The organism is Flammeovirga pectinis, from assembly GCF_003970675.1.
GTDB lineage: Bacteria > Bacteroidota > Bacteroidia > Cytophagales > Flammeovirgaceae > Flammeovirga > Flammeovirga pectinis.
Genome location: NZ_CP034562.1, coordinates 2,692,667 through 2,705,683 on the forward strand (window position 1 = coordinate 2,692,667; position 13,017 = coordinate 2,705,683).

A 13,017-nucleotide genomic window follows, 5' to 3' on the forward strand; every position below is an offset into this window, starting at 1 on the left:
AGTTTAAAAAAATCTTAGTGTTTCAGTTATAACGCCAATATTATCAAAATATTAGTTCTTGAGTAGAAAGATTCCAATTTCGTTAAAAAATTTAATTAATGAGCACAAAACCTCCCCAAAAATAGGGGTCATTATATAAAGAATCTTCCATTCTTTCTACTTGTGCCTCTCTAAAAGCCTGATCTCTATCCTTACAGATAAGCCATTTTTTATAAAAGGTTGTCATTAATTGTTGTGTTGCATAGTCATCTACATTCCATAAACTCATAATAACAGACTTAGCTCCTGCTACATTAAATGCAAAAAGTAGTGCAGAGATTCCATCGTCATCAATAGAGGTTATATTCTCTGTCTGACACGCTGATAAAACTACTAATTCAGTACTGTCTAAATTTAACGATCGTACCTCATAAGCGGTTAATATTCCATCAGTGCCATTATTATACCTATATTGAATATTACTATCATTATTTGCTTTAATTTCCGAAAAATAAAGGCCAGATTTTAATAACCTCTTATTTATAAAATTATACTCTGCATTAATCGTATTATCAAAGAAACCATGCGTAGCAATGTGTATAACACTTGGCGAATAGTTTAAATTAATCAACTCTTCTTCTCTAGCTTCTTCTCCTAATAGTACTGTTACATCCCAATTATTTTTTAAAAGCTGTTTTTCTACATTTTCAATTTCCAATGCAGTTCCAGGTAAGTCATAAAGCTCAAACATCTCTTTCTCACCTTCTTTATAACCTAAATTGGTTCTTTCTTGTAAGGTAATTTTTTTTGATTTTTTACTTACTGAAAAAGAAGGATTACCGATCATTAATGCGCGCTTATTTTCTATATTCTCTAATTTGTATTCTGAAGTAATATTTAAGGTATTTGATACTAAAAATATATAATCTTCCATCAATACATATTTATTTGTCTTAGGGTTTTTAAGGGTATTAATATTGATAAGGCTATAAATGCCATGAGGACTCACAAATATTCTATGAGGAGTAACATTACTTTCTTCTATTGCTTGTTTAATGGGTTTCCAATAGGTATCGTATACATTAGAACTGGATGAGTTAAGCGTATAAATACCTTCCTTTATATGTAACGAATTTTGATATTCTGCATACATCACTTTATCTAAATACTTAGCATAACCTAGCGCTATAAGTTGCGGAGCAGTAGAGTTTTTATTGAGAATTAATGCAAAATATTTACTGTTATTTTCTTTATAATCTTTTATTCTAACTATATCTACTACCACATCATGCTCACCCAAATTAGCTTGAATATATTTCCATGTAATGTCTAAATTATCCTGATCTGCAGCTACAAAAGTATTTGCTGCACTTAACAACGACTTCTCTAAATTCCTTACTCTATCAATCTCTTCTACAGGGTTAATATGTAGGCTGTCTCTTTGTGCTTCTGTCATATAACTAATTGCTGCTATTCTGGAGCGTAATGCATTTAGTTTCTCTAAATAATTTGAAAACCCACTTTCTAAACTGTAATCTTCTAATAAATTGAGTTTTTGTTTTGACAGAATTGCTTCATTTTTCAGTAAATTTCTGTAGCGAATCTCAATATTATAACATTGCTCTATCATTTTAGAAGAAGATTTCTCTCCTCTAAGGAATATCATTGCATCAAAAATGGCAAATACAGACCTTGTACTTCTCAGGTACATTACCTTCTCTTCTTGAGATAATTTTTTAAAAACATCATCATAAAATAACATTCTTTGGTTTGTTGCCTTTACAATTAGTGTTTCAGCCTTAGACCAATTATCTTCTAAAGCATACAGATATGCTAACTGACTTAGTATTCGTGTTTCAATTATAGGAATTCCAACCGTAATTTTTGATAATTCTTCTAACTGACTTTTAGCACTATCTAATTGATTTAGTTCTATTAATTCTTGTGCCTTAAAAAGCTTTGCTTTAAGTCTAAAAGTCTCAGTTGCTGCAAATTCATTCCGAATTGCAATTTCTTCTATTTCATCACAAAGTTCAATTACTTTAAAAGGTTTATTTTGAATTTTATAAATCTCAGCTTTAAAGTATTTCACCTGAATTAAGCTAACATTATATTCAGAATAATCTTCTGAAATTTTATCAGAGACCAAGTTTAAGAACTCAAGTGCTTCGTTATTTTGCCCTTTTGCTTTTAAAATTAAAGCTTGAAAGAGATTGACCAAATTAGATTTAACAGTAAACTTTTCTATAATATTTTTATACTCTTCAAGATACTGTTCTGCTCTATGTATTCTATCGTAAGTTAAATTAAATTCTATAGTTAATTTACTACATACTAGATAGGAATATATATACTCATAATAATTATTTCTAAGCCTAGTCGATAATTCTAAAAGGTCAAATTCTGAATAAATAAACTTATCCTGAAATTTCAACTGCCTTACTTTAACAGATAAATAATAGATGTAGTTTGTTCCGTAATGGTCGATACTATGTTCCACCTCCTCTAGTATTTTTTTAGATTGAGCATAATGACCAGTATACAAATACATACTTGCTAGTTGAAGTTTCGCTTTCTGATAGATTTGATCTCTTACTCCATTTTTTTCATATATAGTAATCCCCTTAATAAGAAGGTCTTTCACTTTTGGGAGGTTTGAAATTTGAAAATTAACTTCACTAGCCCTAATCCATACATTGGCTAGTGCAATACTTTTCTTACCATAGACCTCAATTGCCGTCTTTTCTGCTTTCTGATATGTCTCTATAGCTTTAGCAAATTTTTGAGATAACACATAAGTGTCTGATAAAACAATTAATAAACGAGCAGCTACAACTGATTTAGATAAATCATACTGTTTCAATTCTCTCTCTAAGTCAATCAGTATTGCTATAGATTTATCAAATTGTCCTTGATTATTATATAATTTTGCTCTATGAACTTCTATTATCGAATAATCTCTTAAATAGTTAAATGGAGAAACTATTGATCTAGCTACAGAAATGGCTTCTAAGAAATAGTCATCTGCAATACTATAGTTCTTTCTTTCTACCTCAATAAGTCCTTTATTAAAAAGTGTATGTACGTTATATGTTGTGTTTACCCCAATAGTGTTTTTTTCTAGTGTTTCTATTAAAGAAATGTAGACATCAACATTTACATCATCTCCCAAACGCAAATAAATTAGTAATAAATAGTTAGTGGCAATAATATAATCTGGGTACATCCAACCTGCTGATTTATCGATAATATCAATCGCTTTTTCAAAATATTGAATTGCACGCGTATACTCTTGTTTCTCCTTTATTATTCTCCCTTTCCAAATTAAAGGAGCAACTAGTTTTATAGAATTAGGCTTACCTTCATTTTCAATGCTCTTAATCCATTTATCAATATAGACTTCCGCTTTGTCCATTTCGCCATACTGACGGTAATTATTAACTACAGAAACGTTATAATTTTCTATTGTTTGCGCTAAACCAATAATACTATTATCGAATAAAAGCACTTGTAGAAGTACTAAGATTTTAAATATAAATTTACAAGAAGGGGTACTCATAAGAATTAAATAAAAAAAGGCAATAGTTATATACTTATAAGATACAACTATTGCCCAAAACTACTTTAAATAAAAATACTTTTTTTTAATTTACCATAACAAAAGCTCCCCAATAATAAGGTTTCTTATATTCATTCATAAGTACTAATTGTGCTTCTTTAAAAGCTTGATATTTGTCTCCCGTTTCAAACCACTTTTTATAAAAAGTAGTCATTAACTTTTGTGTTGCAAAATCATCAACACTCCATAGACTCATAATTATTGTTTCTGCTCCTGCTATTCTAAAAGCATACTGTAAACCAGAAATTCCCTCGCCATCTGTTACCTCGGCTAAACCACTTTGGCAAGCTGATAAAATCAAAAGCTCTGTATTGTCTAGGTTCACTTCTTTTGCTTCATAAGCAGTTAATATACCATCAACCTCAGAAGAATAAATCTCTTTTGCATCACGCTGGTTCCTTTTAGATATTTCTGAAAAGAACAAACCCGAACGTAACAGTTCATTATTTGAAATTGAGTTAGGCAATTCATTAATAAAAAAGCCATGCGTAGCAATATGAAGTACTTTAGGCGATTTTTTCATTCTCTTAAGGAAAAGTTCTGTTGCTTTTTCTTGCATTAAAGCCTCTACTTCCCACCCATTTTCTTTAAGTAATTTGCTCGATTCTATTACCTCTACTTCTGTCCCTGGTAAAGGATCTAACATAAATTCTAGTGCTGCATCGTCTTCAGAAGCATCTACCACTGTTCTCGTATTTTCTGATTTGGATACATATTTATTCTCATTAAATATCGGGTTCCCTACCAATAAAGCATTTTTCTCATCAGAAGTTTCTTTTTTATCCAATAACAACTCGCCTGTACTCGTCATCATTTTAATATCCATTTCTTCAATTAGAAACTTACCCGTTTCTCTATTTTTTAGAATATTTAGGTTGATAAGATTATACACGCCATCTGCACAAATAAACACTTCTTTTTGGTTCTCTGTAATTACCTTTTGAATAGGACCCCAAAATGTTTGATAAGGATCTGCAATTCCTTTGGTCGATTTCATTACTAGTGATCTCGAATAAGGTGTAGTTTGTTTACTGTATTGAAAATAAGCTTCTGTTTCTAAAAAATTTGTTTCTCCAATATCAACTATTGTAGGAATTGCACATTCATTATCTATAATTAAAGCAATGTATTTTGATTCTTTCGCTTCTATACTTTTCAATTTAATGATTTCAATAGCTACTTGATCTTCTTCTAATTTCCTTTGAATCTTCTCCCAATTTATTGCTTCTTCTGTAGCTACTTCGTATTCATCGGCAGCATAAACAAGTACCTTTTCTAGGTTGTTGATTCTGTCCATTACATTATAGTAATTGACACCAATCTCTTTCCGTTCTTTAGTACTCATATAATTTAGGGTAGCGATATTAGATTTTAGAGAATACATTTTATTTAAATAAGATGGATACCCTTGGTCTAATCGTTCCTTTTTAAAAGCGAGTAATTGCTGCTTACGTTTCTGTCCTTCTGTTAAGAAAAAATCTCTATATTCTAATTGTAAATTATAGCAATGCGACAACATTTCTCCAGAAGACTCTTCTCCTTTCATGTATATCATTGCATAAAAATGATCAAAAAGTGTTTTTGTTTTTTGTAAGTACAAACGCTTTTCGTCTTCGCTAGAATAGTTTAATGTTTCTCTATAAAACACCAAGCGTTCTTGCGTTGCACTAATAATCATTTCTTCTGCCTCTTTCCAATTTCCTTGTAAAGCATATAAATAGGCTATATCTCCTTCAAAATCAGTTTTAATCAGTTTATTTTCTAAAGACTTGTAATTAATCTGCTCATACAATGCACTCGCTTTATCTAATTCATTATCTGACATATAAATTTCTGCCATTGCTTTCTGAATACTGAGATAAAGAATTTTATCATTATTGATATTTAATAAATCGCAGACATTTATTGCTTTATTTAAATAATCCAAAGCCTCCTTTTTATTCTCTAAACCTACCAAGTTTTTACCTTGTAATTGATAAATTTCGATAAGTACGTGATGTTTTTTAGAGAATTTATGGACAACCATATCTTCTACATTAGTGAGTAATTCAGATGCTAAAGCATAGTTCTTTTTTGCCTCTAAAATCTTAGCTCTACTTAATAATTCGTTGATATAAATTAAAGTTGTATCAGATTTAAAAACACTCCCTGCAATCTCCGTTTTTGTTTTTACGGGTAATATGCGGCCTTTAGTAACCAAACCTTTTAGATAGGATTCTGATTTAATTTCTTTTTGCTTTATCAAAGATGAGTTGACAACACTTCTGTCATCGTATTTTTTAGGTATAATTCTACCTTTAGTTATTAGACCTTTAAAATAAGAAACAGATTCTTCTAACTGAATGGTATTCAATAAAGTCATTTCTCTGTTTAACACCTCTTCTGCTTTATCTACCCTGCCCAGCATTATATTAAGATGAACAGACATTTCTGTAGCTTTTGCAAAGTATTCAGAACGTTCCATATGCGATCGTTCCATAATATTTAGCAGTTCCGATAGTTGTAATTCTGCTTCAATAAAACGTCCATAAAGAATGTTTAACCTTGCAGAAGTAAGCAGTATATTATGTAAAGGTAGAGAAGATGAACTTCCTAACTCTTTGGCTAATTCTAAATGCTGATTTGCTAATGCATAATTACCTAAATGAATGTAGACATCTGCTAAATCAAGCAATACCAAAAGTCTTCTAATTTTTTCTGTCTCATCTTTTTTATAGATTGATTCAGCCTTAATAAAAAGTGCTTTAGCTAAATTTAATTTAGATTGTTGCACATATACTTTTGCTATTCTTGTAATTCCTACTGCATGTGCATTATGCTCTTCACCTAATAATCTAGTTACCTGAGCCTCGTACTGATTATAATAAAAAAGTGCTTCTGGAAAATGTTCTATTTTTCTATTCGCATCGCCTAACAACAATAATATTCTAGTGGCATCAGAAGAGTTATTTAACTGCTGATTTTTATAATTTTCGTATAGAAATTTAAGAATATGAATTGCTTCTGTATTTCGGTATTGCTGAATGTATAAATCTGCAAGGTAGACCTCATAAATAGAATATTCTCTAAAATAAGTTTGAAGGTCTGTTTTATTCTTTGCTATCTCTATTGCTTCAAAATAATGGATTTCTGCATCTAGATAATTTCCTGCCAACGTCTCAAAAAGTGCTTTATTAAACAGTGTATGAGAATAATTTATATTATCGGTTCCAATTGTTTTTTCAAAGATTAATTCTACCTCTTCTATTAAAGGTTTTACAGATTGAAAATGTCCTAATCTTAAAGAACAGCTAATTAAATAATTTAGAGCAACAGCATAATCAGGATATAACCAACCTGTTGAGTTCTTCATTATTCTCAGAGCTTGTTTAAAGTCTTCGGCACCCATACCAAATTCCTGACGTTCAAGTCTAATTTTCCCTCTATCAATTAAAGGAATAACCATTCTTATAGATGATAGACCAAATTCTTTTATTACCTCGTCTACATTGTTTTGTGTGAGCTGAAGAGCATCTTCTAGTTTACCTTTTTCGCGTAATGTTATAAGAGAGTCTTTATAAAACTTATGTTCTTTATTATTTTCTGCAAAACTATTTATGTTCGCACATAATAGTAAAATAGAGGCTATAAGCAAGCTCCATTTTTGGGGATTACAGTTATTCATTATTAAGTTAAAAGGTTATTTTGAAAGTTGTTTAGTTATTATTTGTAATGTTATTAGTTCACTATTACAAATGCACCCCAATAATAAGGCTTTTTAAATTCATTCATTATATCTAACTGTGCTTTTCTGAACGCTTCATGTCTATCCTTTCCTTCTTTCCAGTAAGTATAGAATTTTGTCATTAGTTTCTGAGTGGCTTCATCGTCTACATTCCATAAGCTCATTACTATAGATTTTGCACCTGCAATACTAAACGCATATTGTAAACCAGAAATCCCTTCACCTTCAGTCACCTCAGAAACTCCCGTTTGGCAAGCAGAAAGAATAATCAATTCTGTCTTTTTAAGGTCTAGGGTTGCTACTTCATAAGCTGTTAAAATTCCGTCTATACCTGATAGGTAAATATCATCTAGAGTACGATCTTGTATTTCAGAAAACTCAGTAAAAAACAAGCCAGACCGTAACATTGGGTTAGAAGATACTGGATTCTTAAGGGAGTTTAAGAAGAAACCATGTGTAGCAATATGTATTACCGATGGCGATTTTTTTATCCCTTTTAGTAATGCCTCTTTTGCATTTTCTTGAGTATATACTTCAACATCCCAATCACTTTCTTTTAATAGTGCTTCCAAAGACTTTATTTCTGTCTCTGTTCCAGGTAACTCGTCTAATCTTATATTCAATCCTTTTGCAATAGAACCTCTAGATTGTCTAGTCGTATCTTGTTGCAGGCTCTTTTCTACTTTATTAAAGATAGGATTACCAATAAGCATTGCGGTTTTATCCACATCATGCCTTGTTACTCTCTCTTTAATAATTTCTGTAGTACTTGTTATTTGATAGATAAACTCTTCTTGAATAAGGTATTTTTCAGTTTCTGGGTTCTGAAGTGTATTTATATTCAATAAACTATAGATTCCATCTGCACAGAAAAATATTTTAGAGTAAGCCTTACCTCCTTCTTTTATCTTATCGCTTATTGGTTTCCAATATACAGTATAGGGGTCTTTTTTACTTTTGTCAGCATCTACAAAAATCAATGACCTTCCTAATGGGCTTATTTGTTTTTGGTACTGGTAAAATGCTACATCTTCTAGAATGCTACTATGCCCTAAAGTAACCATCATTGGTGTTTCTAAATCCTTGGTAAGGCATAAAGCAAAGTACTCAGAATTTCTTTTGTCTAAGGTTCTCAACTTTACAATTTCTATTGCAATTTCACCTTCTTGCAGTTTACTTTTAATCTCCCTCCAAGTTGTAAGTTTTGTTGTAGTAACAGTATTAGTATAAGCATCTGCTGCATAAACCAACGACTTTTCTAGGGTATTAATTCTATCAATTATTTTAAAAGGATCTACACCTAATTCTTCTCTTTGTTCTTTTGAGAAGTAATTTAAAGAAGCTACTCTACCTCTAAAATTAATCATGTAATTAGTATAACTAGGAAAACCTTGCTTAAGCCTATCTTCCCTGTATTTAATTAAATGATTTGAACGCTGCTTTGTTTGTTCTAAAAAGAAATCACGATAACGAATCTGTAGATTATAGCAATTTTCAATCATACTTTTTGATGCATTGTTTCCTTCTAAGTTTAGAATAGCATAAAAAGTATCGAACACATCACTAGTTTTATGTAAGTATTGTTCCTTTTCTTGAGTACTTGAGTAAGCGAGTGTATTGTCATAAAAATCAAAACGATTTTTCACACCTTTAATAATTAGTTCTTCTGCTAATTTCCACTCTCCTTTTAAGGCATAAACATAGGCTATTGCAGCTTCTAATGTTGATGTTATTAATGTTCCTGGAAGTGTATTTTTATAGGTTGATTTATAAAGAGCTATCGCTTCATCATATTTTTTATTCTTTACTAAAAAGTCAGCATAAAACTTCTGAACCCTAATATAGTGAACTGCCTGTGGGGTAACTTTAGCTTTAAAGACTCTCAATGCCTCTTGATAATATTCTTCAGCCTTTTCATTATCACCAAGATTACCATAATAGTAAGCTAAAAATCCATTTAAGTCGCCATTGCTTAAATGGTCTTTACCAAACTTGTCTAATAAATAATTTTGTGCACTTAGTAAATCTTTTAAAGAAAGTTTACCCTTTCCTTGTACAGAATATAGATATGCTCTTGTGGTAATTACATCGATATAATTTAATGAACCCTCTTGATGTATCATTTCTAAAAAACTGAGACCTCGTTTTATTGTATTTTCAGCCTTTTCTGTTCTTCCAAGGTATATATTCAGTTCAACAAGGTCTAAGGCAGATGTAGTAAAATCTCTTAAATACCTTTGATTGTTCTGCCTCATTAAATCAATATTCTCTGTAAGGGCAATCTCTGCCTCCACAAATTGGCCATGAATTATAGCAAGCCTAGCTATCGTATTTTGTAAATAATAATTGTGTTCTTTCTTTTCGCCTAGAACTTCATTTCCTTTTGCTAATAAATCTTCTGCTTCTTTGTACCTCCCTGTTTCTAGATAAACATTAGCAAGATCTACTAAAGTATTCACATATCTTGCTTCCTCATTTTTATTTAATTTATAAATAGAGATAGAAGTTAATAATAACTTTTCTGCATCCTTATAATCTGTTTGCAACATTAGTAAGTTAGCCATCTCTCTCATTATCCATGCATAAGCAAGATGTTGTTCGTTGGTTTGAAACTTAACGAGTTTCTCTGCTTTTTTAAATGATGCAATAGCTAAATCATATTTACCATCTACTTTATAAGCAATACCAAGTGCTAATAATGCACGAGAATAATTACCAGATTTCTCGCAATTATCTTTTTCCATATCTACCAGAAGTGCTTTCAATAAGTCTATGGCTTCTTTTTGTCTGTAAGTTCTGGTATATAAATGAGACAAGAAGATGTCAATTTCTCTAAAATTACGGTCTATTACACGTCTGAATGATACAATTAGTGAAATTTCTTTTGCCGATAAAAAATACTCTTCAGCCTTATCAAATTCACCTTCATTCATGGCTCCAAGACCAAGGTTAAATAAATAATAACTCTGATCTATATTGTTCGCGTCTATTGTTTTTTCATGAATACTTGCTACTTCATTAAGAATTTTTTTAGGCTTTTCTATCTCTCCTAAACGTAAATACACAGTAGCTAAATGGTTTAAGGCAACGGCATAGTCTGGGTAAAGCCACCCCGTTGTTTTGTCTAAAATATCTACAGCTCGTTGAAAGTAGACTAAAGATTCTTCAAACTCTTGTCTAATTAAGCAAATTCTTCCCAATACAATTAAAGGAATATTGGAATGAATTGTTCCTGATCCGTGTACTTTTTCTTCCTGATGTAGCCAATTTAAAGACATTGATTTGGCTGCATTTAAATCTCCCTGTTCTGTAAGTCTTTTAATTTCTTCTACAGTAAACCCATCACCTCTATTTTTAAAAGATTCTATATAATTATCGAAAGCATTTACAGATAAATTGCAGACACAGACTAGTAATACAATTAAACAACACTTAAATAGAGATGTCATAAATACAGGTAGATTATTTGTTAGGTTATTATAATTTTTATTAAAGTTATAACAGTGCAAAGATACTATTCTAAATATTTTAATAACATTAAACAGCTAGAAATTTTAACTGACATATCCCTAAAAGTGAGGGTATTTAATAGAAAATTAAGTGTTTTTTGTTAAAAACACACAATGAAAATCAATAAATAATACACTTATGAAACATAGTTACTAAATTGTAACATCAAATAATAATTAAATAAATTAAGGTTATGCAACACTATTTAATAGGATCAATAATCATTAGTATTTTTATTGTTGGAACGGTTCAACTTCGTCACTTATACAATTACCTTGGGTTAAATAAAACAGAGGCATTATCAATAGCAGTTTTAACTTCTTGCTTTATTATAATGTCGGTTGGAAAACTAATCGTAATGATTACCGATATCCAGTTATAATACTTATTGATAGCAAACAGCAATAGCGATTTCATTGCCTATCGTTTTTAGGTCGAACTTCCAATTGTGCAGTTCTCCAACTTCTAAAACCCACTGCTTATTTATGTACCAAAAGTTAAAGCTTCCTAGTTGGTATGTTTTATCAGTGGCTTTTATAAATGCTTCTTTCATTGTAAAAAGATGAAACAATGCTAGTTTTCTTGTAGCATCATTTGCTATAGATTGTACTTCTTTTAGCTCTTGTGATGATAAAAACCATTTTAATTTACTTTCATCTAACTGAGAAATTGGTTCTACATCAACCCCAATTTCTTTATCAGAAAGTACAATAACAATGTACCCGTTACTATGAGAAATATTAAAAAATATTGCTTTTTCACCATAAATAGGTGATAAATAAGGCTTACCATTATCTGTATAAGACAACGATAATTGTTTAGGTAGAATACCTAATTCTTTTGCTAAGGTATATTTTAAGAATGTTCTAGCAATTAGAAATTCTTCTTTCTTCTGTTCCTTAATAAATCGTTTATAACGTTTTAACTCGTTACCATCTAAAAGAGATATATCTCCTTTTACGGCATCGGTAGACGTTGTTACTAGCTTATATCCTTTTTCCATGTGGAGTCTATTTATACAAGCTTACAAATTAAGAGAAGATCTGTAAATTCTCTAATTTTACCTTAAAAGTTATCTTTTATAATAAAGCAACCAACCTAATATAGAAAGAAGTGCTAAGCCTAAACCTGCTAAAGAATTAATTATTCTGTGAATTAAACCTCCCAGTTCTCCAAAATGAATTGGTGCTATCCATTTATTGGTAATAGCATCTACGGCAGAAGCCTTGTCTGGATTAAATACAAATATAGGCTCACCAGAATAGATATCTACATTCATGTAAGCGCGTTCTCTTTTACCTGCATGTAATGATTTATCTTTCATCCAAGATAAGTAAATAGTTTTTTCTTTATCTTGAGTAAGGTGTATGGATCTTGGGTAATAAGAAGTGAAGTATTTATTCATTTCTTCTATAGTCTGTTGAATGTTAAGTACATTACCAGCCCCTTTAGATTTTACTTCTAATGGCTTATCACTCTCCGTCATTGTTACTACAGAAAGTACCGCTACATATTGTTTTTTAAAGGTAAAGTACGGTCCTGATAATCCTAAAATTATCACGAAAACACTTACATAAATCCCAATCATCATATGCCAAGAAATAGCAAAACTCTTTTTCTTAATGGATACCCAATTCCAAAAATCTCTTTTCTTAAACTTTCTACACTTAGGGTACCATAAATAGATTCCTGAAGTAAAAAGTAGTATTGATGTAATTAAGGCAATCCAAGCCACAAAGTATTTGCCTCCATCTACAAAGAAAGACATGTGTAGTTTTAATAAACTATCAAAAATACCGCGTCTAGAATCCATCTGTCCTAAATCTTTACCATCTTTTGGATTAATAAAATGATAAAGTTCTTCGTTATAAAATCTAATAATAAATGTTTCCCTTTCCCTTTCCGGAAAATAAAAAGTATCTATTCTCTTATTATTACGCTTTTCTAATAAAGAGGAGATTTCTAACGGAGTAAGGTTTTCTGTTGTTTCTTGAGCTGAATATAAATCATTATACATCAATTTTGTTAGTTCTGGCTGCCATGTGTATATGCTTCCAGAAAGTCCAATTATTATTAATGGAACTCCTAATACTAAACCTAACCATTGATGTATTTTCCTTATAATCATCTCTATGAAAATTATTTTTAATCACAAATAGAGACAAAATAATTTCGTCTCTATTGG

General features: G+C 30.6%; 6 protein-coding genes. 1 reads left to right on the plus strand and 5 read right to left on the minus strand.

Annotation, left to right across the window (positions count from 1 at the left end; all coding sequences use genetic code 11):
• Window positions 1-91: 91 nt before the first annotated feature.
• From EI427_RS10735 to EI427_RS10745, 3 genes are all read right to left on the minus strand, one after another.
• Entirely contained in the window at window positions 92-3,487 is a 3,396-nt protein-coding gene (locus EI427_RS10735) for a CHAT domain-containing protein (RefSeq protein WP_170178443.1), read from the minus strand.
• Between the two features lie 136 nt (window positions 3,488-3,623).
• Window positions 3,624-7,262: a CHAT domain-containing protein gene (locus EI427_RS10740; protein WP_126614447.1), complete on the minus strand. Its 3,639-nt coding sequence runs from the start codon at window positions 7,260-7,262 to the stop codon at window positions 3,624-3,626.
• Between the two features lie 53 nt (window positions 7,263-7,315).
• Complete coding sequence (locus EI427_RS10745; RefSeq protein WP_126614449.1) at window positions 7,316-10,771, minus strand: CHAT domain-containing protein; 3,456 nt, start codon at window positions 10,769-10,771, stop codon at window positions 7,316-7,318.
• A 254-nt stretch (window positions 10,772-11,025) separates the two neighbouring features.
• On the opposite strand from EI427_RS10745, the gene EI427_RS10750 reads away from it, so the two are divergent.
• Window positions 11,026-11,214: a hypothetical protein gene (locus EI427_RS10750; protein WP_126614451.1), complete on the plus strand. Its 189-nt coding sequence runs from the start codon at window positions 11,026-11,028 to the stop codon at window positions 11,212-11,214.
• Window positions 11,215-11,217: 3 nt separating this feature from the next.
• Here the strand turns inward: EI427_RS10750 and EI427_RS10755 are convergent, their stop codons facing one another.
• Together EI427_RS10755 and EI427_RS10760 are read right to left on the minus strand one after the other, a co-directional pair.
• On the minus strand, window positions 11,218-11,835 hold the full coding sequence (locus EI427_RS10755) for a 4'-phosphopantetheinyl transferase family protein (RefSeq protein WP_126614453.1): 618 nt from the start codon (window positions 11,833-11,835) through the stop codon (window positions 11,218-11,220).
• Between the two features lie 69 nt (window positions 11,836-11,904).
• The gene (locus EI427_RS10760; RefSeq protein ID WP_126614455.1) at window positions 11,905-12,960 is read right to left on the minus strand and encodes a PepSY-associated TM helix domain-containing protein; all 1,056 of its coding nucleotides are present in this window, start codon (window positions 12,958-12,960) and stop codon (window positions 11,905-11,907) included.
• Window positions 12,961-13,017: the final 57 nt, after the last annotated feature.

Excerpts from the sequence above, each read along its gene's own strand:
- EI427_RS10745 (WP_126614449.1), bottom strand. The coding sequence starts at position 10,771 with ATGACATCTCTATTTAAGTGTTGTTTAATTGTATTACTAGTCTGTGTC.
- EI427_RS10750 (WP_126614451.1), top strand. The coding sequence starts at position 11,026 with ATGCAACACTATTTAATAGGATCAATAATCATTAGTATTTTTATTGTT.
- EI427_RS10760 (WP_126614455.1), bottom strand. The coding sequence starts at position 12,960 with ATGATTATAAGGAAAATACATCAATGGTTAGGTTTAGTATTAGGAGTT.
- EI427_RS10755 (WP_126614453.1), bottom strand. The coding sequence starts at position 11,835 with ATGGAAAAAGGATATAAGCTAGTAACAACGTCTACCGATGCCGTAAAA.
- EI427_RS10740 (WP_126614447.1), bottom strand. The coding sequence starts at position 7,262 with ATGAATAACTGTAATCCCCAAAAATGGAGCTTGCTTATAGCCTCTATT.